The organism is Sinorhizobium chiapasense, from assembly GCF_036488675.1.
GTDB lineage: Bacteria > Pseudomonadota > Alphaproteobacteria > Rhizobiales > Rhizobiaceae > Sinorhizobium > Sinorhizobium chiapasense.
In genome coordinates this window covers 1,796,453-1,821,416 of the sequence record NZ_CP133148.1, presented here as the reverse complement: position 1 = coordinate 1,821,416, position 24,964 = coordinate 1,796,453, and the positions used below count along the sequence as shown (strand labels likewise).

The following is a 24,964-nucleotide window of genomic DNA, read 5'->3' as shown; positions in this document are numbered from 1 at the left end:
GTTAGGGTGAGGGGCGAAAGCGCGCGCCACGGCGCGTCTCCGAATGCGAAGCTGAATTTCAGCGCGATCAGCTAAGCAGGTCGAAGGCGCGATAGATCCAGATCAGTTGGTAGAGCAGACCACCGACGAGGAAGATCGCATGAAAATGCCTGTTCGGCGTCCAGGCGGCGGCGATGCACAGGATGATATAGGCCGCGTTGCGCAGCGGATATTCGAGGCCGTAGCTTTCGAAATGGGCTTTGCCCTTGAGACCCGTATCGAGGAGGTCGACCGCAAAGGCGACCGCGAGGAAACCGAAGAACCACGCCCGCCGCGACAGGAAATATTCCTCGTAGCCGGCATATTCGTCCAGCGAGGTCGGAAAGAGCAGGACGCAGAGGAAGAAGTAGATGCAGGCGTAGAGAATGACGAAGAGGTAGACGCTGAAATCGATCACTGCGAGTGCGTGCAGGTAATATTCCCACCACCAGAAATGCAGCAGGAAGACGAACATGAACAACACCCAGCCAAGGTGGATCCAGTAGACCTTGGTCTTGCCGGGGTGCTGGACGAAAAGTGCGACACCGCTCAGCAGCCGCGCCAGGCTGAGGCTGATGATCATGCCCATGACGATGCGGATATGGGAGAAGATCGCCGGATCAGGCGCGGGCGCTTCCATCTGCCTATTCTTCCGGTACCGGCGTCGGTTTTCCGGTTGAATCGAGCGCCACCATCACGAAGATTGCGTCCGTGACCTTCTCCATGACGTGGGAGAGGTAGCGCTGCGCCCAGGTCTCCACCTTCAACGTCATCGACGTGCGCCCGACCTTGACGATGTCGGTGTAGACGCAAAGCGTGTCGCCGATCTTCACCGGCAGGGCGAAGGCCATTTCCTTGACGGCGGCCGTCACCACGCGGCCTCTGGCGCGTTCAGCGGCGCGAATGCCGCAGGAAAGGTCCATCTGGGCCATGACCCAGCCCCCGAAGATATCGCCGGCGGCATTGGCGTCGGCTGGCATGGCGAGTGTGCGCAAGGTAAGCTCGCCGTTCGGCTTGATCGCTTCGGTCATCGGCCCGTCTCCCTGTTGTCAAACAAGATCTACCGCATGGTCGGTCGGCAAGGAAAGAGTGCCTGCCGACAATTCCGCGTGGAGCGAGAGTGCTGTGAAGGCCGTTAGCGGTTCCCAAATCGTTAATTGAGTACCGCAAAATTTAGCAATCCTTTGTTAGGAGCTTTGCAAAGACCTGCACCTATCCTGCAGCCTCAAATTGGAGGCTGGGGATGAGAAAGTTTCGGATTTCGGCGCGTCTCTACGCGCTGGTGGGGTTTGCGCTGCTGACAATGGCGGCGGCACTGACGTTTGGGCTGGTTCAGGCGCAGGACAAGCTGGTCGCGGAACGCAAGGCGATGCTCGCGGCGATGAACGAGAACGCCGTCACGGTGTTCGACGCCTATTACAAGCAGGAGGCGGCCGGAACGCTTCCGCGCGAGGAGGCACAGAAGCGTGCGCTCGAAGCTGTCAGGGCAATGCGTTACCAGGGCAGCGGCTACTTCTGGGTCAACGACATGCACCCGACCATGGTAATGCACCCGATCAAGCCGGAGCTCGACGGCACGGACCTCACCGCCAACAAGGACCCGAACGGCAAGCATCTCTTCGTCGAATTCGTCAAGACGGTGCAGGCGCACGGCAAGGGTTTCGTCGACTACTACTGGCCGAAGCCGGGGGCCGACGAGCCGGTACTGAAATATTCCCATGTGGCCGGCTTCGAGCCCTGGGGCTGGGTGGTCGGCACCGGCGTCTATGCCGACGATCTCGCGGCGATGTTCCGCGAGCGCGCCTGGCAGATGGCCGGCATTCTCGCTGCAGCGGCGCTGGCAATCCTGATGGCGGCGCTGGCGATCGTGCGCAGCGTCGTGCGGCCGGTCGAGAAGCTGAAGGTCTCGATGCGTGCGATTGCGGACGAGGACCTTTCCTCCGATGTGCCGGAAACCGATCGCGGCGACGAAATCGGCCAGATGGCCAAGGTGCTGGTCGTGCTTCGCGATTCGGTCCGGGAGCGGCTTGAATTGCGCTCGCGCGAGGAGGAGCAGCAGCACAGGCTGAATGCGGAGCGGCGCGGCAACGAGGAGCGCCAGCGCGCGACCGCCGAGGCGCAAGCCGACGCGATGGACACGATCGGCGCGGCGCTGGAGCGGCTGGCGAGCGGCGACCTGACGGCCGAAGTCGAGGAGATCGCTCCCGAATATGCCAAGCTGCAGCAGGACTTCAACACGGCCGTTGCGGCACTTCGCGACGTCATCGGTGCAATCTCGCAGTCGACCGAGGTCGTCCACGGCAGCGCCGGGGATATTTCCGAGGCCGCCAATAACCTGTCCCGCCGGACGGAACAGCAGGCGGCCGCGCTCGAAGAGACCGCGGCGGCGCTCGACGAGATCACCTCGACCGTTCGCCATGCCTCCGACCGTGCCCACGAGGCCCGTGACATGGTCAACGAGACGAAGGCGAGCGCGGCGAAATCCGGTGGCATCGTGCGCAATGCGATCGACGCCATGGGCCGCATCGAAGCGTCCTCCAGCCGGATCAGCCAGATCATCGGCGTGATCGACGAAATCGCCTTCCAGACCAACCTGCTTGCGCTCAATGCCGGCGTCGAGGCGGCGCGGGCAGGCGAGGCTGGTCGCGGCTTTGCCGTCGTCGCCCAGGAGGTGCGCGAGCTTGCGCAGCGCTCGGCCGGCGCCGCCAAGGAGATCAAGGATCTGATCGGCGCGTCGGTGAAGGAAGTCGGCGCCGGGGTGGAACTGGTGCGCTCGACCGGCGACGCCCTGATGGAAATCGAAACCCTGGTCAATCGCGTGAACGAGCAGGTGGCCTCGATCGCGACGGCCGCCCGGGAGCAGGCGACCGGCCTTCAGGAGGTCAACACCGCAGTCAACAGCATGGACCAGATGACCCAGCAGAACGCTGCGATGGTCGAGGAAACCACCGCCGCGAGCCAGACGCTCGCACAGGAGAGCCGCGAACTGAAGGCGCTGCTCGCGAAGTTCTGCCTGCAGGAAAGGGATCGTCGCGCGGTCTACGGCAGGGCCGCCTGACAGAGAAGAAGACTTCTTGCAAAGACTGGCCCGCGTTCAAACGGACGCGGGCTTTTTTCATGCGATACCGACCCTATCGGCAGTTGTATGGAAGCGCACGCAACTCGCGGGACTTGACGTAATACCGCGGGCGGCGTCAGATGGTGCGGCAGAGGATTGGCCGTGGCAGGCCGGTCGCTTGGGGCTAAAGCAATCCCGGGAAACGTGTGTAACGGTTTCCGTCCTTAATAGTGTCGTTTCAAAGCGTGAGATCGTTCCACTGTTTCAACAGGACAATGAAGCGATCCAACGATTCGATTGGGAGGGGTATGCCTGTGTCGCTTCTCAAGCCTTTTATCTCGCGGCTCTCCGCTGTGATCCTCATGGCGGTAGGCTTCCTTTCGGCCTGCACGGTTGTCGTCGACGAACCGCGCCCCGGCCCGAGGCCCAGCCGCCCGACGCCAATCTGCACAATGGAATTCGACCCGGTATGCGGTGAACGCGGCAATCGCCTGAGGTCTTTCCCCAATGCTTGCCAGGCGCGGGCGGAAGGCTTCCGGGTGGTCCATCGCGGTCAATGCCGTCCCGCCGCTCGTCCACCACAACAAGCCTGCACGCGCGAGTTCGCGCCGGTTTGCGGCCAGCGCGGCCGACGGACGCAAACGTTTTCGAATGCCTGCATGGCCCGCGCAGAAGGGTTCCGCGTCATCGCGCCTGGCGAATGCCGCGGTGGCGGTCGTCCTCCTGCGCCACAGGCCTGCACGATGGAGTTTGCCCCGGTCTGCGGCGTGCGCGGCGGGCGCATGCGCACCTTCCCAAATGCTTGCGAGGCTGGCGTTGGCGGTTTCAGTATTGTCCATCGCGGAGAATGCCGCTGACGGCCTGTCAGGTATCGATCTGGAGTTCTATGGCCCGCATGCGAACGGATGCGGGCCATTCTCATACGACTCGCGGGGTTGATTGCCGGATCTGGTATGGCGCCGGAAAGGCTTCGTTTACCCTGTTTGCATAAAGTCCGATCGAGATCCGATTTTTTCAGCCGTGCGCCCGTTTGACGACACAGGCGGCAGCCAGGGTTTTGGCTGCTGCATGGCTCCCTCAGTCATAGCTGATTGAGGATAAGAACACGCAGCAATTCAAGGTGCTACAGCGGCCTTTGCGCGTCTGACCGGACGGGCTGCGCTGTGGGAACGGCAGCGCATCGACAAGGCTTCCGCTTTGTCGTGGACGAAGGCGGCAGTGAGTATGGCGTGTGTTTCTCTTCTCCATCGACCGTTGACCGCGCTGGTGCTGTCCGCTTCGCTGGTCGCCTGCACGACCGACGTGCTCGCACCATCTGCCCGGATCGACGGCAGCGCTCGTGTCAGCGCCATAGAGCCCATGCGTTCCACCGCGCGTTCGCGGCAGGAAATGGCGGCCGCTTACCCATCGGGTGAACCGGTCGCGGTCTCAAGCGGGAATGTTGTGCCAGCCAGTCCTGATGCGCAGGCGGATCGCGATCTAGCGATGATCGACAGCGAACCGATGCCGGCGGCCGAGACGCAGATGGCAAGCGCCGCTCCAATGACGATTCCTCCCGAAGGGGTCAACATGGACGCCATGCTTGGGGTAGAGCCCGTCGTCGGGCTCGCCGAAGAGCAGAGCAATGAGATTGCCGAGGGTAATGCAAGTCAGCCGGTGGTCGCCGGCATCGGTGAGGACAATGTGCATCAACTCGGCGGACCGGCCGGTCCGGCGCCCGTATCCGAACCGAACCTCGGCTATGATCCTGACCTGCCGCCGCTGGCGCCGGAGAAGATCTCGGCGGAGGAAGCGAAAAAGCCGCGTTACATAGAGCGCCAGCGAACCGCCCGACCGACGCAGGAGCCGCAGCAGGTCGCTTTCCTGCCGCGCGTGCGCAATCCGATGTCCGCGCCGGAATATACTGGTGAGATGCCTCGCTCGGAAGTCGCCTGCCGCCAGCGCCTGAAGAAGCTCGGCGTCGTCTTCCGCGATGTCCAGCGCATCAGCAACGGACCGTCCTGCGGCATCGATTACCCGATCGAGCTTAGCGGCCTTTCCGGCGGCATCGCGGTCAAACCCGCGGTAAAGCTCAATTGCCAGGTGACTGAGGCCTTCGCCCAATGGGTCAAATACGAGCTCGCCCCGTCCTCGCGCTACCGCTACTGGTCCGGGGTCAAGACGATCAAGCCGCTCGGCGGCTATTCCTGCCGCACGATGAATTCGCGCCGCGGCAATCCGATGTCCGAACATGCGCGCGGCAACGCCATCGACGTCGGCAAGTTCGTCCTGAAGAACGGCAAGGAGATCGATGTTCGCAGGAAGGGCTTCTTTGCTTTCCGCGAACGCGGCCTGCTGAAGGCCGTGCGCTCCGACAGCTGCAAGTATTTCAACACCGTGCTCGGCCCGGGCAGCGACCCGTTCCACAAGGATCACTTCCACTTCGACCTGAGAACGCGCAAGTCCGGTTATCGGCATTGCGACTGACCTCTGAAACTCGGGCAATTCCCGAATCGCGGCCGCGACGCCACGCAGGCAAAAAAAGAGGCCGGCGGGGAAAGCCGGCCAAATACCGGAGAATAGGGGACTCCGGAGTGCAAATCACGGAGAGCGAGGGCGCTCCACGCCGGGTCAAAGTGATTGAAAAGCATCACCGTTTCATGACAGTGATAGGCAAGCAGCCCTGATCCGGATTCGTCTTTGCCGGAATCCAGCAAAATCGAGTTTCTTCATGCCGCCGGCCTCGGAATTGATGATGTTTGCATTGGCGCTGGCGGCGGCCGGCGTCGTCGCCGGAGTGCTCGCCGGCCTCTTCGGCATCGGCGGCGGGGCCATTCTCGTGCCGGTCTTCTATCAGGTTTTCGGCCTGCTCGGCATCGATGACGCGGTCAGAATGCATCTTTCCGTCGGCACGTCGATCGCGATCATCGTTCCGACTTCGGTCCGTTCGTTCCTGTCGCACTACCGTCGCGGCGTGGTTGATATCGACCTGCTGCGCAACTGGATCGTGGCGGTGCCGCTCGGCGCGATCCTCGCCTCGGTGATCGCAGCCCATGTCGGCAGCGAGACGTTGCGCCTGATCTTCGCCGTGATCGCGCTCGCCTTGGCCTTCCGGATGATCTTCAACCGCGCGAGCTGGAACATCGGCACGGATCTCCCGAGGAACCCGATCAAGTGGCTGGTCGGAGTCGGGATCGGCATTCTTTCCGGTCTCATGGGAATCGGCGGCGGCGTGCTCAACAACACCTTCATGACCTTGTACAGCCGACCGATTCACCAGGCGGTCGCCACCTCCGCCGGCGTTGGCGTGCTGATCTCGATCCCGGGCCTCTTCGGCTACATTTGGGCAGGGTGGGGTGCGTCGGGCCTACCGCCGCTTTCGACCGGATTCATCAACTGGATTGCCGTGGCGCTGATCATCCCGATAACCTTGCTCGTCGCGCCCCTCGGCGTGCGGCTTGCCCATGCCATGGGCAGGCGACAGCTCGAGGCGGGATTCGGCGTTTTCATGGTGCTCATCGCTGCCCGGTTCTTCTACAGCCTCTACGGCTGACGGGAACGAAGCGTCAGCTCCTCCATACCTTGTCATTTCGGCCGTCGCGGCGCTGGATCGCGGCTTTTCGCTTGTAATGTCTACAATATATAATATACTTAATTATATATTGTATGACTTTATGGGGGGGATCATGCCTGTGGACCCGATTGCAAGACCGGACGTGAAAGGTTTCTACGAACCCCGAACGGGAAGTATCCAGTATGTTGCTTCGGATCCCGCGACGAAGCGCTGTGCGATCATCGATCCCGTGCTCGATTTCGACGAAAAATCGGGGGCGACGGCGACCGAGCAAGCGGACCTGATCCTCGACTATGTCCGCGATAACGAATTGACCGTCGAATGGATCCTGGACACCCATCCGCACGCGGACCATTTTTCCGCGGCTGCCCATCTGAAAGAAAAGACCGGCGCGCCAACCGCGATTGGCGCCGAGATTCGGAAGGTCCAGTGTCTCTGGAAGGAGATCTATAACTGGCCGGACCTGGCGACGGATGGTTCGCAGTGGGATCATCTCTTCGTCGACGGCGAACGCTTTTCCGTCGGTTCCATCGCGGCCTCGGTCATGCATTCGCCGGGCCATACGCTGGCATCCGTGACCTATATCATCGGCGACGCGGCCTTCGTGCACGACACGATCTTCATGCCAGATAGCGGCACTGCCCGGACGGATTTTCCGGGTGGCGATGCGCGCCAGTTATGGCGCTCGATCAATACGATCCTTGCCTTGCCCGACGAAACCCGCGTTTTCACCGGCCATGACTACCGGCCGAACGGCCGCGAGGCACGTTGGGAAAGTACGGTTGGTGAAGAAGAGCGCTGCAATGCGCATCTGGCCGGATTGACGGAGGACGACTTCGTTCGGCTGCGCGAGGCGCGTGACAAGACGCTGCCGATGCCGAAGCTCATCCTGCACGCGTTGCAAGTCAATATTTGCGGCGGCCGGCTGCCGGAGCCGGAATCGAACGGCGCGCGCTATCTGAAGTTTCCGCTCAATGCGCTGCTGGGCGCTGCGTGGAACTGACGGGAGAAGGCGATGGGAACCGTGATGAAATTTCGAAACGTGCGCCCGGACATGAGCGTGCGAGCCGGCGACGCTACGACGCTGCTCAAGACGCTCGCCAACGCGAATCGACTGATGATCGTCTGCACCCTCGTTGAAGGCGAACATTCGGTCAGCCAGTTGGAGGAGATGCTCGGCATTCACCAGCCAACCTTGTCGCAGCAGCTGACGGTGCTGCGCGAGGCCGGCATCGTCGCAACGCGGCGAGACGCCAAGCAGATCTTCTATCGTCTCGCCGAGGAGAAAGCCTCGCGGCTGGTGATGGCGCTCTACGAGATCTTCTGCCGCGACGGAGAGAAACGTTGACCGACTACTGGAATGCGCTTGCGGGCGGCATGTTGATCGGCCTTTCCGCGGCGGTGCTGGTGCTCGCCACAGGCCGGGTGGCAGGCATCAGCGGGATCGCCGGCCGACTGTTGCAGGGCGTGCAGCTGGCCGCCGGAGCCGCCTTTGTCGTCGGTTTGGCCTGCGGCCCGGTGCTGTTCCGCCTCTTGTCCGGGCAATGGCCGGAGGTGACGCTGACGGCTTCGTGGCCGATCCTGGTCGTCGGTGGCTTCCTGGTCGGCTTCGGCTCTCGCATGGGGTCCGGCTGCACGAGTGGCCACGGCGTGGTCGGATTGGCGCGACTTTCAAGACGCTCGATAGTGGCAGTCGCGACCTTCATGACTACGGCGATCCTGACGGTTTACGTGATGGGAATTTTCGCATGACGAACGGCAACTGTTTTCGGATCGTCGCGTCGCTCGCTTCGGGCGTGATTTTCGGCCTGGGCCTCTCGCTCTCCGGCATGCTCGATCCTGCGCGCGTACGCGGTTTTCTTGATATTGCGCGAGACTGGAACCCGAGCCTCGCCTTCGTGCTCGGCGGCGCCGTTGCAGTGGCGGCCGTCGGCGCTGTCGTTGCCCGCCGGATGCGGAAACCGCTGTTCGACGAGCGCTTTCACCTGCCGGCGACGAGCGTCGTCGACCGGCGCCTGATTGCGGGTTCGGCGATTTTTGGCATCGGCTGGGGCATGGTAGGGCTCTGCCCCGGTCCCGCGCTCGCCTCGCTCGCCCTTGGCCTCCCTGCGACCTTTCTGTTCGTCGCCGCGATGTTTGCCGGAATGACAGCGTATGATCGCCTGGAGGTTGCGCGGTCTTGGCTGCGAAAATCGCCGCGCGACGCGGGGCAGGTTACCTAACCTCGGCTAGTCTGCAGAGAAAGGTGCTCCGACTTGGAAATGCCGATGCTCGCGAACGCGACCGGTTTACGGTGTGTCGCGGGGAATTTTGACCGGCATGGGCTGCAATTCCGTACGAATTGGCCCATATAGAGCGGCATCCTGCCCAACCCGCACCATTCCCGGACCCGTTTGCATGGCGCCCATCGTTTCCGTTTCCAATCTCTCGAAGACCTATGCATCGGGCTTCAAGGCGCTGAAAGGCGTCAGCCTCGATATCGAGCAAGGCGAAATCCTCGCTTTGTTGGGGCCGAACGGGGCCGGCAAGACGACGATGATTTCGATCATCTGTGGCATCGTCAATGCAAGCGGGGGCCATGTGACGGTCGATGGCCACGACGTCGTGCACGATTTCCGCCAGACGCGGGCAATGATCGGCCTTGTGCCGCAGGAACTCACCACCGATGCCTTCGAAACGGTATGGAATACCGTCTCCTTCTCGCGCGGGCTGCACGGCAAGAAACCGGATCCCGCCCATATCGAGAAGGTGCTGAAGGACCTGTCGCTCTGGGACAAGAAAGACAACATGCTGCGCGAGCTTTCGGGCGGGATGAAGCGGCGAGTGCTGATCGCCAAGGCGCTGTCGCACGAACCGCGGGTGCTTTTCCTGGACGAGCCGACGGCCGGCGTGGACGTCAATCTGCGCAAGAGCATGTGGGACGTCGTGAGTGGGCTTCGCGCCTCGGGCGTGACGATCATTCTGACCACGCATTACATCGAAGAGGCCGAGGAAATCGCCGACCGGATCGCTGTAATCAATGGCGGGGAGATCCTGCTGGTGGAGGAGAAGGCGGCGTTGATGACGAAACTCGGCCGCAAGCAACTGCGGGTCGACCTCGCCCAACCGCTGGAACGCGTGCCCGATACTTTATCCTCCTACAATCTGACGCTCGAGGGCGACGGCGACTGTCTGATCTATGACTATGATACGAGCGCCGGGCGGACCGGGATCACGGCGCTGCTTGCCGCGCTCGCGGAGGCGGGAATCCGGCTCAAGGACATTTCCACGCGGCAGAGTTCGCTGGAGGATATTTTCGTCGAGATCGTGGGGGCGGAACGTTGAACATCGAGGCAGTCAAGTCGATCTATTTCTTCGAGATGGCGCGCACCCGCCGCACGCTTCTGCAGAGCGTCGTTTCGCCGGTGATATCCACGTCGCTCTATTTCATCGTCTTCGGTGCCGCGATCGGGGCACGCATTCAGGAGATAAACGGTGTTTCCTATGGCGCCTTTATCACGCCCGGCCTGATGATGTTGACGCTTCTGACCCAATGCATCGGCAACGGCTCCTTCGGCATCTATTTCCCGAAGTTCACCGGCACGATCTATGAGTTATTGTCTTCGCCGATATCGATGCTGGAGATCGTCCTCGGTTATGTCGGTGCGGCGGCAACCAAAGGGCTGATGATCGGCACGATCATCCTCGCGACAGCCTCGCTCTTCGTCGATCTTTCGATCGCCCATCCGTTCGTAATGCTGTTTTTCTTCGTACTGACGGCGATAACCTTCAGCTTGTTCGGCTTCATCATCGGCATCTGGGCCAAGGATTTCGAACAGTTGAACCTCATCCCGATGCTGGTCGTTCCGCCACTCGTCTTTCTTGGCGGCAGCTTCTATTCGATCGACATGCTGCCGCCGTTCTGGCGGGCGGTCAGTCATTTCAACCCGGTGCTCTATCTGATCAGCGGCTTCCGCTGGAGTTTCTTCGAGATTTCCGACGTCAATCCGGTCGCGAGCGCTGTCATCATTCTCGTCTTCCTGCTTGTCTGCATGTCGGTGCTGACCTGGATTTTCCACACCGGCTACAGGCTTCGGAACTGACGGTTAGAGCGCCGTGCGTTCAAGTGAACGCACAAAGGACGCTCTAGCACTTTGATTCTAGAGCATCTTATCCGCTTTCAGTGATTCCACTTAAAAGCCGGATGCTCTAATCGCGCAGCCGGAGTTGGTCCGTGCGCATCTGGAGGAAATCGAGGGTCGAGAGGAAGCTCATGCCAAGAAGGCTCCGGTCGAGCTTTCCTTCGGCCGCGACCATCGCCCGGATATTCCGGCGCTCGATTGGCCCGATGGCGATATCCGACAGGGTGACCGGAGCTGCAAGCGCCCGACCATTCGCCGTCAGGACCGCTACCGTGTAGCTGAGGTTCGCGGGATCGAGACCGATCCTCTCGGCGTCTTCGTAGGTGAGTGCGATGCTGCTCGCGCCGGTATCGACCAGCATGCTGACCTCGTGGCCGTTGATCGTCGCGTCCGCGGCGAATTGGCCGTCGAGCCGGCGATGCAGCACCACCTCCTGCTGGCCCTCGCTGTCGGTAATCACCATTGCCCGTCCGGGAATCAGGCCCGCCAGCAGCCGGTCGCCGACGGATTGCAGTTCGAAACGGTAGACATAGACGGAGACCAACGCGAGGGCGATCAGGAACCAGATGAAGATCTGGCGCAAACCCTCGCCGAGCCGCCCGCGGCCGCGGAGAATGGCCGCACTCAGGAGGGCAGCGATCGCGCCGAGTGCGACAAGCCTCCCGAAATCATCGTTGTTGATTCCGAAGGTTTCGCCGCTCACGTGATTGAAGATCAGGAGCGCGAGGCCGACCGCGAGGATTGCCAGCAAAAATATCAGACGACTCATGCGCCATCTCGTTCCCGTGCCATGCGCGACCGGCGCGTTTCCCGTCGCGGCTTGCGTTCCACTGTGTCGAGCCGCGCGGGCAGGGCCACCATGATGCTGTGCCGCTCCGCATCGGTGTAAAGCGTCCAGGCACCTATCTCTTCACGCGTGCGGCCGCAGCCGAAACAGTAGCCGGTCCTTTCGTCGATCGAACAAACGAGAATACAGGGGGATTCCACAGTCGGGGCTTACTCCGTTTTCGCCGGAAGTGGTTCCCGGCCAGTATCCCGTTTTCACTTCGCATCTACTGCATGTTTCCTTAAATCATAGCCGATTTGAAGATAAAAACATGCGGTGATTCAAAGTGCTACAGCGTCCTTTGCGCGTCTAATAGGACGCGCGGCGCTAGCACAATATTGGGCTTTCAGATCGTCAGCGCAAGGGCGCCGAGAATGGCGATCTCCGTCAGTTGCTGCGTCGCACCGATCGTATCGCCGGTATGGCCGCCAAGCTTGCGCGATGCGATCTTTCCAAATGCCTTTACGGTCAGCGCGAAGGCGGCCAGCGCGAGCAGCACCGCGACAGCAGGAACGCCGGCCGTGTAGAACAGGAGCAGCGCGAAAAGAACGGCGGAACCGAGCGCGACGGAGGTCGCTTGCGGATCGGGCGTGCCGGCCGATGCGGCCACACCGCCGGGACGCGCAGGCGGCAGGCGAGACCAATGCCAAACCATGGCCGCGCGGGTGAGCGCCGCCACGCCGAGGAGCATGAGCCCTGCACCGATCGGCGTGAAGAGCGGCAAGAAGGACGCGAGCGCGGAAACACGCAGGCCGACGGACAGGATAAGCGCCAGGGCACCGTAGGTTCCGACGCGGCTGTCCTTCATGATCGCGAGCGCGCTTTCGCGGTCGCGTCCGCCGCCGAAGCCGTCGGCGGTGTCGCCGAGGCCGTCCTCGTGCAGGGCTCCGGTGACGAGGGCTTGCACGGCCACGACAAGGAAGGCGGTGAAGAGCGAACTCGTATGAAGCGCAATCAGGAGTGCCGCGAGCGCCGCTGCGGGCAGGGCGATCAGTACGCCGGCAAAGGGAAAGGCACGCACGGCACGATCGAGGCGCCCGTCATGGTCCGAGAAATGGCGTTGCGGGACGGGAATGCGGCTGAGGAAGGCGACCGCACGCGCCACATCGTCCCAGAGATCGCCGATATTTGCCATTCCCCCTCCCGCGGGCCCATCTACAGCGCCGCGCGTCTCAATCTGACGCGCAAAGGACGCTGCAGTGCTTTGAATCGCTGCACGTTCTTATCCTTAAATCGACTGCGATTTAAAGAAACATGCAGCAGGTCGAATCGTCGTGCTTCTTCCGATCATGCTCCGGCGACAGCATCTGGCGCAAATGCCGTTGCCGGACGCGGCCCCACACACTATGACGTGCGCCAACCGACGCTTTTTACATGCAAGGATTCTCCATGAGTGCCAGCGGCCTTCCATTCGATGACTTCCGCGAATTGTTGCGCAACCTGCCAGGTCCGGATTCGGCGGCGCTCGTGGCGGCGCGTGAACGGGATGCGCAGTTGACGAAGCCACCGGGCGCGCTTGGGCGTCTTGAGGAAATCGCATTCTGGCTTGCCGCCTGGACCGGTCGCCCGCCTACCGTCACCCGACCTCTGGTCGCGATCTTTGCCGGCAACCATGGGGTGACACGCCAGGGCGTGACACCCTTTCCGCCGTCGGTAACGGCACAGATGGTGGAGAATTTCGCTGCCGGCGGCGCGGCGATCAACCAGATCTGCGTCAGCCAGGATCTCGGCCTGAAAGTGTTCGACCTTGCGCTCGACTATCCGACCGGCGACATCACCGAGGAGGCTGCCCTTTCCGAGCGCGATTGTGCGGCGACCATGGCCTTCGGCATGGAGGCGATCGCCGGCGGAACGGATCTTCTCTGCATCGGCGAGATGGGGATCGGCAATACGACGATCGCGGCCGCGATCAACCTCGGCCTCTACGGCGGTGCTGCGGAAGAGTGGGTCGGACCAGGAACAGGCTCGGAAGGCGAGGTGCTGAAGCGCAAGATCGCCGCGGTCGAGAAGGCTGTGGCGCTCCATCGCGACCACCTCTCCGATCCGCTCGAACTGATGCGCCGGCTCGGCGGCCGCGAAATCGCGGCGATGGCCGGTGCGATCCTCGCCGCACGCATGCAGAAGGTTCCGGTTATCATCGACGGTTACGTCGCGACGGCGGCGGCAGCGATCCTGAAGGCCGCCAACCCTGCGGCCCTTGACCACTGCCTGATCGGCCATGTTTCCGGAGAGCCCGGACATATGCGCGCGATCGAGAAGCTCGGCAAGACGCCGCTTCTGGCGCTTGGCATGCGGCTCGGCGAAGGCACGGGTGCCGCGCTCGCCGCGGGCATCGTCAAGGCCGCGGCCGCCTGCCACAGCGGCATGGCAACCTTCGCTCAGGCCGGCGTCAGCAACAAAGAGTAGTCGCGCGCGTTTAGTCACCAAGGCTGCCGCGTTCAGGTCCGCTTGGCGGTCGGTGCGGCAGCCTTGCGCGCAGCTCGACCACGTGCCACCGTTGCTGTCGATAGGCTGTCGGACCCGGAAAGCACCGTCTCGGCGGGCTTGATCGGGGCAGCCGGCTCTCCTATCCAGAGGCACGCGACGAGCGATGGTTGCAGGTCTAAAGTTCGGGCGGCCTTTTATTCGCCTCAATCGCGATATCGTAGCTTCCGCAGTTTTGAGCCTGTCGAGATAAAATGGACGCCAACAACACCACCCCGCGCAACGGCCGCTCCGGAGCTGCCGACAAGCATACCGGCATACGGCACCTCTTTGCAGCAGCCAGCTATTCGCTCGGCGGGGCGAAGCGACTGATCGGGGAGGCGGCGTTCAGGCACGAGCTCATCGCGTTTGCCATCGCCATGGTGGCCTTCTTCATCGCCGGCGCGACCCTCTTTCAATACGTCGCGATGGCGATCCTGTTCCTCCTCATGATGGCTTTCGAGGCGATCAACACGGCGATCGAGGAGATCGTCGATCGCGTCTCGCCGGAAATCTCGGAAATGGGAAAGAACGCTAAGGACCTCGGGTCCTTCGCCTGCCTCTGCCTTATCCTGGCCAATGCCGCCTATGCCTTTTACGTGGTCTTTCTTGCCGGGTTCATGAACTGACCTGCGCGCAGATCAGGCGAAGCTCTTGCGGCGCGGTTCCAACGCCCGGACATCCTCGACCGGCGGAACGCTCTCGAGCACACGACGGGGCGGCAGGATCGCGATGGCTTCCGTGCCCTCGCGAAGCTTCGAGCGGAGGATGAACTGGCCATTGTGCTTGGCGAGGATCGCCTGGACGATCGGCAAGCCGAGCCCGGTACCCTGTTCGGCGCTCTTGATCGCGATCGAGCCCTGACCGAAAGCGGAAAGCACGATCGGGATTTCTTCCTCGGGAATGCCCGGGCCATTGTCCTTGATCGACAGATATTGTCCGCCGCCCGCGGTCCAGCCCACCTTGACGGTGATCTCGCCACCCGATGGCGTGAACTTCACCGCGTTAGAAAGCAGATTCAGCGTCACCTGGCGGATTGCCTTCTCGTCGATCCAGACGGCGGGCATGCCCTGTTCGAGCTGCTCACCGATCGAGATGTTCTTTGAACGCGCGCGAAGCTGCACCATGCCGATGCAATCCTCGGCGATCTCGACGAGATTCACCGCTTCCTCGTTGAGATCGTACTTGCCGGCCTCGATACGTGAGAGGTCGAGGATCTCGTTGATGAGGTTGAGCAGATGCTCGCCGGAACGGTGGATGTCGGACGTATATTCCTTGTAGGTCGGATTGCTGAGCGGCCCGAGCACCTCCGTCGACATGACCTCGGAAAAGCCGAGAATGGCATTCAGCGGCGTGCGCAGCTCGTGCGACATCGAGGCGAGGAACCGGGATTTCGCGAGATTGGCTTCCTCAGCGCGCCGGCGGGCTTCGTCGGACATGGATTTTGCCACTTCGAGCTCGGCGATGAGGTCGTCCTTTTCCGATTGGACGGAAAGGATGTGAACGTTGGCGCGGTTCATACGGCCGGTCATGAACACGAGGAAGACGAGCGAAAGCGAGAGGATTCCGGTGAGGCCGACGTGGACGGGATCGCCGGTGGTCGCCGACGAGAAGGCAAGCGCGGCAACGACCGGCAGAAACGTGTAGAGCAGGGCGTTTCGCAACAATAAGGTGCCCATGGCGGTTGCAGCGAGCGCAATCAGCAGGACAGTCCCCTCGAAGAAGCCAAAGCGGATATCGCCACAGGAGGCGCAATCCTGGGTGGCGAAAATCGCCCAGCAAAGCCCCATCAGCAGCTGGCCGACGAGAAAGCGGCGGCGCCAGACGGCAACCTTTTCAGCGCCGATGTCCTCCCGCTTCGCCTTGCGTGCGAGGAATACGATCACGGCATGGGCGGAGAGCGTCGCCAACGCCCAGGCGAGGATGTCCGGCTCGCCGGAAAGATAGACGCCGATGGCCGCAATCAGCGCGACGAGGAAGGGCAGGGCAATCGCCCCATGCAGGACGGAATCGATGTGCAGGAGAAGCATTTCCCGCTCGAAGCCGGTCGGGGCGGACGAGCCCGTCTGCAGCCGCTCGCGCGTCGCCCGCACGGTCTTCGAAACGGCCTTGTTTCGATGACTTCGCGACTTGTCGACGATGATCTTATCTGTCGATGTGCTGGCGACGATACTCATGCTCTTGATCAAGGGATTGTGTCCAGCTTGCAGTCTAGGGTGCAATCCTTAAGAAGTTGCTGCCCGGCAAGGATTCGAAAACCATTGTGGCGCGATTGCGTTTTTTGGAGAGGCAGAGTGAGGCTGGCAGTGTCGAGTGATGAGGTGCGTGGGTGAGATCGGGAAAGCGGAGGTTCCGCATCATCAGTGGCGCGGGAGCAAGGTCGCCTACACCGAGGCGACGGTTCGGATTTAACCGTTCAGCGGCCGTCGAACCCAGAAAAGGTTCTGGGATGATGGGCGGCTGGATCTTCCTCATTCTGCTCAGCATCGGCGCCTATGTTGCCGCGAAGCTGCCGCCGCCGGAACGGACGGTGACCGGCGAGTTGCAGGGTGCAGCCACCGCAAGCGATGGCGACAGCCTGAGGCTCGACGGGCGGCGCATACGGCTCGAAGGCATCGACGCGCCCGAGATCGGCCAGACCTGCCGGCGTGGCGAGGCGGCATGGGATTGCGGCGGCGAAGCACGCGAGCGTCTGAAGAGGCTTACCGGTGGCCTCACGACCGCCTGCCGCCTGCATGGCCACGACCGATATGGTCGCGACCTCGGTGTCTGCGAGGCCGGTCAGCGTGATCTCGGCCGCGAGATGGTTCTCTCTGGCTATGCGGTCAGTTATGGCCGCTACCAGAACGAGGAAGACATGGCGCGCAAAGGCGGCGTCGGCGTCTGGAGCGGTGATTTCCTTCGTCCGCAGGCATGGCGCCGGTCAAATGGTGGCGCGGAGGAAACGCCGCATCAGACGGACAATTGGTCGGGGTTCATCCTTCAATGGCTGGAGGAGCAGGTCCGAGAGATTTTCAGGAAGTTCGTCAATGGCGGATAGCGGCGCACATCATCTGAAAGAATTGCGCGCAGCAATTGCCGCATGCCGCATCTGTCGCGACAGCCCAGCGCGCGGCGAGGCGCATCGGCTGCCGCACGAACCACGGCCCGTCGCGGTCATATCGGATTCGGCGCGGATATTGATCGCAGGCCAGGCGCCCGGACTGCGGGTGCATGAGAGCGGACTGCCCTTCAACGATGCCTCAGGCGATCGGCTGCGCCAGTGGCTCGCCGTCGACCGGCCGACATTCTACGACCCGAAAAAATTCGCGATCGTCCCCATGGGGTTCTGCTTCCCGGGCTATGACCGACACGGCAGCGATCTCCCGCCGCGGCGCGAGTGCGCACCGCTCTGGCGGCAGCGGGTGATGGACGCCATGCCACAGATCGAGCTCGTGCTCGCGATCGGCCACTACGCGCAGCGCTGGCATATCGGGCAGGACTGCCCGGCCTCTATGACCGAGACGGTGCAGAACTGGCAGCGGTACGTGATGCGCAATGCCGGCCCGGCCGTCCTGCCGATTCCCCACCCAAGCTGGCGCAATACCGCCTGGCTGCGGAGAAATCCCTGGTTTGAAACGGACTTGCTGCCGTTCCTGCGCGCCCGTGTCGCCCGGTTGATTTCTTGAAACAATTTTCTTTATTTTCACAAGATCCGCGTTATGAAGGGAAAAATATTCGAGAGGTTTTTTCATGGATCGCCTAGACCGTAAGATCCTGCGGCTTCTGCAGGAAGACTCGACTCTGGCCGTTGCCGACCTCGCCAAGAAGGTCGGTCTTTCGACCACGCCTTGCTGGCGGCGTATCCAGAAAATGGAGGAGGACGGCGTCATCCGCCGCCGCGTCGCTCTGCTCGATCCGGTGAAGATCAACACCAAGGTGACGGTGTTCGTTTCGATCCGCACCAATTCGCATTCGATGGAGTGGCTGCGCCGTTTCTCCGAAGTGGTCGCCGACTTTCCGGAAGTGGTGGAATTCTACCGCATGAGCGGCGACGTGGATTACCTGCTTCGGGTCGTCGTACCCGACATCGGCGCCTATGACGCGTTCTACAAGCGGCTGATCGCCAAGATCGAGATCCGTGACGTGTCCTCGGCCTTCGCGATGGAGCAGATCAAGTACACGACCGAATTGCCGCTCGATTACATGGTGGTCGACCAGGCAAAGGCGAGCGAGGAATAGTGCATGTCGCGCAAAGTGCGTAGCGGTTTTCGGGGACGACATGCGTAACAATGGCCCATCCGTCGTGTGAATTCCATTTCATCCGACGGACTTTAGGCTCCAGACTCAATCAGCCCACCAGATAACGATTGTGGCGACGAGGATTGCCGCTTGGAAGTTTGTTGCGAGCTTGTCCATCGGGCTCGCGACGCCGGGAGCTGCGCGTGTCGCGGCCACCTTTGCGCTGCTCGGGAGTATTTTGCGTCATGTCAAAGACATATGCGTGCCCCCTCGACTATTGGTTGTAGGCTCGGAATGATATAGACTAAGCCCCCTTCCTGGCGCGTTCATTGAACCGAAAAGCGTGGTGGTCATGCAGAACATCAGGATCGCACTTTGGGGCTTCCTTGTTTTATTGACCGTCCTGTGGCTTGCAGCGGAACCGTCGACGCTGCAGGCAACGGGCTTCTTCGCAATCCGTGCGATGGCAGTGCAATATAGCGGTATCCTCGCCATCGGCGCGATGAGCGTGGCGATGTTTCTAGCGCTCAGACCGCGGTGGCCAGAGACCTGGCTCGGCGGACTGGACAAGATGTACCGCCTACACAAATGGCTCGGCATCGCTGCGCTCGCGATCGGCGTCATCCATTGGCTTTGGGCGAAGGGACCCAAATGGGCGGCCGGCTGGGCTCTGCTCGAGCGGCCACAGCGCGGCGAGCGGCCCCCGATCGAGAACCCGGTCGAGGCGTTCTTCTCGAGCCTGCGCAGTGCGGCGGAAGGCTGGGGCGAATGGGCATTCTATGCCGCCGCGCTGCTGATCGCGCTAGCGCTCGTCCACTATTTTCCCTACCGGCTCTTCTACAAGACGCACCGGCTTCTCGCCGTCGCCTACATGGTGCTGGTTTTCCATGCGGTAGTCCTGTTCAAGTTCAGCTATTGGACGTCGCCGATCGGCTGGGTGATAGCCCTGCTGCTTGCCTGCGGCACGTGGGCGTCGGTAGTCGTCCTTTTGCGTCGGGTGGGGGCCGGCCGGAAAGTCGAAGGCAGGATCTCCTTCCTGCAGTATTATCCCGGCGTCAGGTCGCTCGAAGGCGTTGTGGAAGTGCCCACCGGCTGGCCGGGTCACAAGCCAGGCCAGTTCGCCTTCGCCATGTCCAATGCCTCCGAAGGGGCGCACCCCTACACCATCGCATCCAACTGGAACCCGGAAGACCCCAGGATAACCTTTATCACCAAGGCTCTGGGCGACCATACCAGCGGCCTTCCCGAGAAGCTGAAGATCGGCCAGGAAGTCAGTATCGAAGGCCCTTACGGCTGTTTCACCTTCGACGACGACTGTTCACACCAGATCTGGATCGGCGGTGGCATCGGCATCACACCTTTCGTCGCGCGCATGAAACACATGGCCTCGAAACAGACGCCCGATTGGCCGGAAGGACAGACGGTCGATCTTTTCCACCCGACGGCCGAAGTCGACGAGGATGCGCTCACCAAGCTTGCCGCGGATGCGAAGGCCGCAAATGTCCGCCTGCATCTTTTGATCGATGCTCGCGATGGCCGCCTGAACGGCCAGCGCATCCGCGAGGATGTGCCCCATTGGCGCGAGGCAAGCATCTGGTTCTGCGGGCCGGTGGGTTTGGGCGCAGCGCTCCGGCAGGATTTCGCCGCACAGGGCTTTCCCGTGAAGCAGCGCTTCCACCAGGAACTTTTCGACATGCGCTAGATCACGATAACATTGGGTTGTACCGACCCAAAATTATGAACGTGATCGGCTCTGATACCTGGAGCGGTATGCGGGTGGAAAGCGGCACGCCGCTCTTTTCATGTGACGATGTAGCGTCAAGCCATATCGCTACGTTTCTTCACCGGCATTCATGATGATTCGTCCGCGGGCCGGCATCGCCGGTCCGGTTACGCCCGGAGGCCGAGTCTTCCGCGGACCTGGGTGCCGTTCAATTCGCGCTCCGCGTTCCTACCGGTCCACCGCGCCGTGCGGTTCTCGCTTGCGGCAAGCTTTTGCGCAAGCGCCAGGGCCGGTCCGTGGCAGGCGGCGTTGCGCTTGCCGATCTGCCTTAGCGCCCAATTGACCGCCTTCTTTACGTAGTTGCGCCGGTCCTCGGCATGTGCCTCGATCAGCGGCAACCAGGCAAGCAACGTTGCATCCGGCTCTTCTTTGAGATGCACGGCGGCCGTCGCGATCATCGCAAAGGCGGTGCGGCGGACGAATTCCCGGTCGTCAGCGGCAAATTCCGTGACGAGCGCCTGCTCGAACCGCGCGGAGAGAAAGAGATCGGCAATCGTATCGACGACTTCCCAGGAATCGCAGTCGGCCGCCCAGCGGCGCGCCTCCTCGCGCGTCAGCGCCTTGGGATCGGCGGTGAAGGCAGCAAGTATGCGTGCCTCGCGGATGTCCGACTTCCAGAGTTCGAGCGCGCGGGCGTGGTCGGACCTCACCCGTCGGGCGATTCGACGAAGTTCGACATTCGAAACGCCGAGCGCCGTTCCGGTCTCTATGCCGAACCGCGCCATGCCAGCAACGTTCTCTTCCGAGCCGAGTGTCCTCAGGTGCTCGATGATTTCGCCGGCCGTGGACGCGGGCGAAAGCGTCATTTTTCGAGGCGGGCGAGCAAAGATGACGTATCCCAGCGATTGCCGCCGAGCGCCTGGATATCGGCGTAGAACTGATCGATCAGGGCCGTGACCGGGAGCTTGGCGCCGTTGCGGCGGGCTTCGGCCAGCACGATGTCGAGATCCTTGCGCATCCAGTCGACGGCGAAGCCGAAATCGTATTTGCCGGCATTCATCGTCTTGTGGCGGTTCTCCATCTGCCAGGATCCGGCGGCACCCTTCGAGATGACGTCAATCACCTTCTCGATGTCGAGGCCCGCCTTCTTGCCGAAGTGGATGCCTTCGGCCAGCCCCTGCACGAGGCCGGCAATGCAGATCTGGTTGATCATCTTGGTGAGCTGCCCGGCTCCGACGGGGCCCATCAGGCCGACCATGCGGGCATATGATTCGATGACGGGCTTGGCTCTCTCGAAGGCGTCAGCGTCGCCGCCGCACATGACGGTGAGCACGCCGTTCTCGGCGCCGGCCTGGCCGCCCGAAACCGGGGCATCGATGAAGTGAACGCCCTTTGCCTGGGCCGCGGCGTTAAGCTCGCGGGCAACTTCGGCGGACGCGGTCGTGTTGTCGATGAAGATCGCTCCGGAGCCAATCGCCTCGAAGGCGCCGTCCTTGCCGATGGTCACCGAGCGAAGGTCGTCGTCGTTGCCGACGCAAGAGAAAACGAAATCCTGGCCCTTTGCCGCTTCGGCCGGCGTAGCGGCCGTCCGTCCGCCGAAGGCGGCTGCCCATTGTTCCGCCTTGGCTGCGCTGCGGTTGTAGACCGTCACGTCATGTCCGCCGCGGGCCTTGAGGTGACCGGCCATCGGGTATCCCATGACGCCGAGACCGATGAATGCGACTTTGGCCATTGCAATTCTCCTTACCTCATGTCGCGAGAGGTTTAGCGGAAACGAGCGGGAGGCGGAAGGGCGGCGCGCCGGTTTAATCCGTGGGCTGTAACCAGGATGCGGGAACCAGAGAGCCCAGCGTGAAATAGGCGAGCGCACCGGCCGCGATCGAGGCCAACGTCGCCAGAGCAAGCGTGATGGCGTACGGTCCCTTGCCGCCGGCGGTGAAAGCAAGAACCGCTTTTGTCAGCAGATTGACGACTACCGCGATGAGAATCGCGGCAACGGCGGTCGTGACATCGACGGCTGTTCCGGTGAGCCGCGCCGTTGAGAGCGTGATTGCATCGACATCCATGAGGCCGGATACGGCGGCAACGACAAAAAGCATGGTCTGACCGACTCTTTCGACCAGGAGTTTTGAGGCGAGCATAACAGCGCCAAGCAGGGCGCCGAATCGCAGCACCTCGCCAAGTTCGAAGGGGTTTTCGAGCCGAAGGTCCGGAGCGCCCTTCTTGCCATCGTCGCCGCGGATGACCATTAGGCTGGCGCCCACGAGAACGAGCGTGGAGGGGACCAACGCAATTGCCAGCGGTATCAGAAGGGACCATGCCAGCGCCCCGGCGATGACGAGAACGCGAATGAGCGACAACGCGCCGGCAATGGCGGCGCCGGACGCCAGCCGGCGGGCGCTCTCCGGCGCCTTAGTCGCGAAGCGTGCAAAGGAGAGCGTCAGCGCCGTCGAGGAAACCAGCCCGCCGGCCGCGCCCGCAAACAGGATGCCGCGACTGGGGCCGGCAACGCGAATGGCGACATAACCGACGAAGGAAATCGCAGCGATCGTGATGGTCAAAAGCCACAGGTCGAAGGGGTCGAGGACATTCCACGGATCGACGGTCTCGTTGGGCAGCAGCGGCAGAGCGACCAGGGTCATCGCCAGAAGAATAAGGGCCGCCCGGATTTCCAGCCAAGTCAATAGCTGCAGGAAGCGGTGCATGCTGCGTTTGGCGGCGAGCAGCGCCGTCGTGACGACGGCACCAGCCGCGACGAGCCGCAGGTCGCCGACGACCGCCATGGCGCCTAGCGCGAAAACGACAAAAGCCGCGACGACGGTCGTAACGCCGTAATCGCCCTCTTCCTTAGCCTCCCGTCGTCTGAAAATGACGAAGGCAGTGCCGAAGAGCAGCAGCAGCGCGGTCGGCATGACGGGGCCGGTGAGCGTTTGCAGGTAGCCGGAGAGCCCTCCGAGGAGGCCCGAAAGGGCGAACGTGCGAATACCCGCGGTCCTGCCGCCGGAGGGTTCGTCGCGCTCCTGCCAACCTCGCTCGCAGCCAACAAGCAGGCCGATGGCTAGCGCCACGCCGAGGCGCTGGAAAATCTCAACAAAGTCCATTCAAACAGGATAGCGCCCCGGCGCGCGCCGACAAGAGTTGTACTGCAATCAGGGCTTGAAACGAGCGACCACCAACTGCCCGGCGATCGGCTCGCCTTCTTCCATGCGCACGGTGATGTCGCCGATCTCTTTGATCTCGAAACCGGTCACCGTCAGGCGATTGCGCAGGTAGGCTTCCGAGTGGGCAAAACGCTGATGCGGGCCGACCATGTAGTCGCGGCCGGCAAGGGCCTCCACCGGAAGGGTTTCGCTGGAGAAGATCAGCAGACCTCCCGGAACGAGATTGTCGACGGCGCCGAAGAAAAGCGCTTCGAGCGCGCCCATATAGGGCAGCACGTCGGTTGCGACGATCACGTCGAAGGGGGCTTCGTCGTTGTCGTCCAGGAAATCGATCGCTTCGGCAACGTAGAGCGTCTCGTAGAGATCCTTTTCGTGGGCGATCTCGACCATGTTTTCGGAGAGGTCGATGCCCGTGATGTCTTCCGCCATGTCGCGGAGCGCGCCGCCGGTGAGGCCCGTGCCGCAGCCGAGATCGAGAACGCGCTGGAAGGGGCCCAGTCCCAGAGCCTGCAGGCGCTGGCGCACCAGCAGCGGGACGCAATAGTCAAGCTGGTCGACGAGGACGTTCTCGAAGACATCGGCATGCTGGTCGAAGAGCGTCGCGACATAGGCGTCGGGCGCCTTCAACGGCGTTTCGCCGCGTCCTATCGAGGCGAGGCGAACAGCGGCGCCGCCGTGATCTTCGGGGTCGAGCGCCAGGACTTCCGCGTAAGCCGTTGCGGCTGCGTCGAAATTACCGGACTTCTCCAGCGAAAGCGCGCGATTGTACGCCTCCGCCAGGGCTTCTTCGTCGATCTTCTTCGTCTGTTGGGTCATGGGCGCTTCTTACGACCGTCCGCAGCCTTTGGCAATCCGCCGTGCAGAGGGTGTTCTCGATCGCAAAATCCATGCGCCAGATAATACCCTATGGAACGAAAGGCGAACCTTTAGCATTCGGTAAAAAAATGACGATGCGCAAGCTCGGCGGGATTTATCCGGGGCCGGAAACGAGTCATCATCCATTCAACAACGAAAGCCGGGAGGGAATGCCGATGTCCGCTGAACTCAGCCCGCTGACATTGGACAAGGAATTGCCCGAGCGCCAAGCGCAGGCGCCGCCGCTGCCGCAGACGACACAGGAGACGATCAACACGATCGTGCACTATTATCGCGGCGAAATGGGCCGAATGGCCGGATGGCGGGACCGCATCGACCGGACGTCGAACTGGGCGATCACCGTTGTCGCGGCGATGCTTTCCGTGTCGCTCTCGACGCCGTCCTCGCATCATGGCGTTCTGCTGTTCGCGATGCTCTTGATCACCTTGCTGCTGCTGATCGAGGCAAGGCGTTATCGTTTCTTCGATGTCTATCGCGCACGCGTGCGCCAACTCGAGCGTGGCTATTTCGCTCAAATCCTTTCGCCGGAGGGGACGCCAAGCGTCAAATGGTCGGTGTCGATCGCAATGAGCCTGCGCAAGCCGGCCTTTCTGATGAGCTACCGCGAGGCCGTCTGTCGCAGGCTTCAACGCAACTATTGCTGGATGTATCTGATCCTGCTTTTGGCCTGGGCCCTGAAAATCTCGTCACCGAAAATTTCCACCAATGGCGAACCCTTCGGCCACGTTCGTTCCTGGGCCGACGTCACTGAAAATGCCGCGCTTGGGCCGCTACCGGGTTGGGCGGTGATGATCGGCGTCGCGCTCTTTTACGTCCTTGTTCTTTATGCGTCGCTGCACAAGGAACTGCACGAGGGCGAGCTCGCTCACGGTGAGGTGCACGTTTGAAGTCGCAGATGGTGCATGAGGACGTCCGCACTTGCCGCTGTGAGAAACTCAAGTTCG

The 24,964-nt window shown here is 62.1% G+C and carries 27 protein-coding genes; 17 read left to right on the top strand and 10 right to left on the bottom strand.

Annotated features, from left to right (window positions below; all coding sequences use genetic code 11):
* Positions 1-67 precede the first annotated feature (67 nt).
* Together RB548_RS08710 and RB548_RS08705 are read right to left on the bottom strand one after the other, a co-directional pair.
* A complete protein-coding gene (locus RB548_RS08710) occupies positions 68-658 on the bottom strand; it encodes a hypothetical protein (RefSeq protein ID WP_331374535.1) in 591 nt (196 codons plus the stop codon).
* Between the two features lie 4 nt (positions 659-662).
* On the bottom strand, positions 663-1,049 hold the full coding sequence (locus tag RB548_RS08705) for an acyl-CoA thioesterase (protein ID WP_331374534.1): 387 nt from the start codon (positions 1,047-1,049) through the stop codon (positions 663-665).
* Positions 1,050-1,261: 212 nt separating this feature from the next.
* On the opposite strand from RB548_RS08705, the gene RB548_RS08700 reads away from it, so the two are divergent.
* The 10 genes from RB548_RS08700 (at position 1,262) to RB548_RS08655 (ending at position 10,711) form a co-directional block, all read left to right on the top strand.
* Entirely contained in the window at positions 1,262-3,076 is a 1,815-nt protein-coding gene (locus tag RB548_RS08700) for a methyl-accepting chemotaxis protein (protein WP_331374533.1), read from the top strand.
* Positions 3,077-3,384: 308 nt separating this feature from the next.
* Positions 3,385-3,933, top strand: a complete 549-nt coding sequence (locus tag RB548_RS08695; RefSeq protein WP_408642406.1) for a Kazal-type serine protease inhibitor domain-containing protein — start codon at positions 3,385-3,387, stop codon at positions 3,931-3,933.
* A 367-nt stretch (positions 3,934-4,300) separates the two neighbouring features.
* Positions 4,301-5,542: an extensin-like domain-containing protein gene (locus RB548_RS08690; RefSeq protein ID WP_331374531.1), complete on the top strand. Its 1,242-nt coding sequence runs from the start codon at positions 4,301-4,303 to the stop codon at positions 5,540-5,542.
* 244 nt (positions 5,543-5,786) lie between these two features.
* Positions 5,787-6,608 carry a sulfite exporter TauE/SafE family protein gene (locus RB548_RS08685; protein ID WP_331374530.1) on the top strand — a complete coding sequence of 274 codons (822 nt, stop codon included), beginning with the start codon at positions 5,787-5,789 and terminating at the stop codon, positions 6,606-6,608.
* On the top strand, positions 6,520-7,632 hold the full coding sequence (locus RB548_RS08680) for an MBL fold metallo-hydrolase (RefSeq protein WP_331374529.1): 1,113 nt from the start codon (positions 6,520-6,522) through the stop codon (positions 7,630-7,632). Before RB548_RS08685 ends, RB548_RS08680 begins: the two co-directional genes overlap by 89 nt.
* A gap of 12 nt (positions 7,633-7,644) precedes the next feature.
* Complete coding sequence (bigR, locus tag RB548_RS08675; RefSeq protein WP_331374528.1) at positions 7,645-7,977, top strand: sulfite-sensing transcriptional repressor BigR; 333 nt, start codon at positions 7,645-7,647, stop codon at positions 7,975-7,977.
* Entirely contained in the window at positions 7,974-8,381 is a 408-nt protein-coding gene (locus tag RB548_RS08670; RefSeq protein WP_331374527.1) for a YeeE/YedE family protein, read from the top strand. The genes bigR and RB548_RS08670 overlap by 4 nt, the downstream gene beginning before the upstream one ends.
* On the top strand, positions 8,378-8,851 hold the full coding sequence (locus tag RB548_RS08665; protein WP_331374526.1) for a YeeE/YedE family protein: 474 nt from the start codon (positions 8,378-8,380) through the stop codon (positions 8,849-8,851). Before RB548_RS08670 ends, RB548_RS08665 begins: the two co-directional genes overlap by 4 nt.
* 175 nt (positions 8,852-9,026) lie before the next feature.
* Positions 9,027-9,953, top strand: coding sequence for an ABC transporter ATP-binding protein (locus tag RB548_RS08660; RefSeq protein WP_331374525.1), 927 nt, complete (start codon positions 9,027-9,029; stop codon positions 9,951-9,953).
* Positions 9,950-10,711, top strand: coding sequence for an ABC transporter permease (locus RB548_RS08655; protein WP_331374524.1), 762 nt, complete (start codon positions 9,950-9,952; stop codon positions 10,709-10,711). The genes RB548_RS08660 and RB548_RS08655 overlap by 4 nt, the downstream gene beginning before the upstream one ends.
* 106 nt (positions 10,712-10,817) lie before the next feature.
* Here the strand turns inward: RB548_RS08655 and RB548_RS08650 are convergent, their stop codons facing one another.
* From RB548_RS08650 to RB548_RS08640, 3 genes are all read right to left on the bottom strand, one after another.
* On the bottom strand, positions 10,818-11,519 hold the full coding sequence (locus RB548_RS08650; RefSeq protein ID WP_331374523.1) for a TIGR02281 family clan AA aspartic protease: 702 nt from the start codon (positions 11,517-11,519) through the stop codon (positions 10,818-10,820).
* Complete coding sequence (locus tag RB548_RS08645) at positions 11,516-11,737, bottom strand: DUF1289 domain-containing protein (RefSeq protein ID WP_331374522.1); 222 nt, start codon at positions 11,735-11,737, stop codon at positions 11,516-11,518. The genes RB548_RS08650 and RB548_RS08645 overlap by 4 nt, the downstream gene beginning before the upstream one ends.
* A gap of 185 nt (positions 11,738-11,922) precedes the next feature.
* Entirely contained in the window at positions 11,923-12,711 is a 789-nt protein-coding gene (locus tag RB548_RS08640) for an adenosylcobinamide-GDP ribazoletransferase (RefSeq protein WP_331374521.1), read from the bottom strand.
* A gap of 254 nt (positions 12,712-12,965) precedes the next feature.
* Here RB548_RS08640 and cobT point away from each other — a divergent pair, with 254 nt between their 5' ends.
* A complete protein-coding gene (gene cobT, locus RB548_RS08635; RefSeq protein WP_331374520.1) occupies positions 12,966-13,982 on the top strand; it encodes a nicotinate-nucleotide--dimethylbenzimidazole phosphoribosyltransferase in 1,017 nt (338 codons plus the stop codon).
* A 272-nt stretch (positions 13,983-14,254) separates the two neighbouring features.
* Positions 14,255-14,668 (top strand): diacylglycerol kinase, encoded by a 414-nt coding sequence (locus RB548_RS08630; RefSeq protein ID WP_331374519.1) that lies wholly within the window; start codon positions 14,255-14,257, stop codon positions 14,666-14,668.
* A 12-nt stretch (positions 14,669-14,680) separates the two neighbouring features.
* Here the strand turns inward: RB548_RS08630 and RB548_RS08625 are convergent, their stop codons facing one another.
* Positions 14,681-16,216 (bottom strand): sensor histidine kinase, encoded by a 1,536-nt coding sequence (locus RB548_RS08625; RefSeq protein ID WP_331374518.1) that lies wholly within the window; start codon positions 16,214-16,216, stop codon positions 14,681-14,683.
* 152 nt (positions 16,217-16,368) lie between these two features.
* Between RB548_RS08625 and RB548_RS08620 the strand changes: the two genes are divergently transcribed.
* From RB548_RS08620 to RB548_RS08605, 4 genes are all read left to right on the top strand, one after another.
* Entirely contained in the window at positions 16,369-17,079 is a 711-nt protein-coding gene (locus RB548_RS08620) for a thermonuclease family protein (RefSeq protein WP_331374517.1), read from the top strand.
* Positions 17,069-17,707 carry a uracil-DNA glycosylase family protein gene (locus tag RB548_RS08615; RefSeq protein ID WP_331374516.1) on the top strand — a complete coding sequence of 213 codons (639 nt, stop codon included), beginning with the start codon at positions 17,069-17,071 and terminating at the stop codon, positions 17,705-17,707. The genes RB548_RS08620 and RB548_RS08615 overlap by 11 nt, the downstream gene beginning before the upstream one ends.
* A 64-nt stretch (positions 17,708-17,771) precedes the next feature.
* A complete protein-coding gene (locus RB548_RS08610; protein ID WP_331374515.1) occupies positions 17,772-18,260 on the top strand; it encodes an Lrp/AsnC family transcriptional regulator in 489 nt (162 codons plus the stop codon).
* Positions 18,261-18,612: 352 nt separating this feature from the next.
* Complete coding sequence (locus RB548_RS08605; RefSeq protein WP_331374514.1) at positions 18,613-19,962, top strand: ferredoxin reductase family protein; 1,350 nt, start codon at positions 18,613-18,615, stop codon at positions 19,960-19,962.
* Between the two features lie 188 nt (positions 19,963-20,150).
* Here the strand turns inward: RB548_RS08605 and RB548_RS08600 are convergent, their stop codons facing one another.
* From RB548_RS08600 to RB548_RS08585, 4 genes are all read right to left on the bottom strand, one after another.
* Positions 20,151-20,849, bottom strand: coding sequence for a DNA alkylation repair protein (locus RB548_RS08600; RefSeq protein WP_331374513.1), 699 nt, complete (start codon positions 20,847-20,849; stop codon positions 20,151-20,153).
* Positions 20,846-21,715 (bottom strand): NAD(P)-dependent oxidoreductase, encoded by an 870-nt coding sequence (locus tag RB548_RS08595; RefSeq protein ID WP_331374512.1) that lies wholly within the window; start codon positions 21,713-21,715, stop codon positions 20,846-20,848. The genes RB548_RS08600 and RB548_RS08595 overlap by 4 nt, the downstream gene beginning before the upstream one ends.
* A 73-nt stretch (positions 21,716-21,788) precedes the next feature.
* On the bottom strand, positions 21,789-23,084 hold the full coding sequence (locus RB548_RS08590; RefSeq protein ID WP_331374511.1) for an MgtC/SapB family protein: 1,296 nt from the start codon (positions 23,082-23,084) through the stop codon (positions 21,789-21,791).
* Between the two features lie 48 nt (positions 23,085-23,132).
* On the bottom strand, positions 23,133-23,960 hold the full coding sequence (locus RB548_RS08585; protein ID WP_331374510.1) for a methyltransferase: 828 nt from the start codon (positions 23,958-23,960) through the stop codon (positions 23,133-23,135).
* Between the two features lie 215 nt (positions 23,961-24,175).
* Between RB548_RS08585 and RB548_RS08580 the strand changes: the two genes are divergently transcribed.
* Positions 24,176-24,907, top strand: coding sequence for a DUF2270 domain-containing protein (locus tag RB548_RS08580; RefSeq protein WP_331374509.1), 732 nt, complete (start codon positions 24,176-24,178; stop codon positions 24,905-24,907).
* Positions 24,908-24,964: the final 57 nt, after the last annotated feature.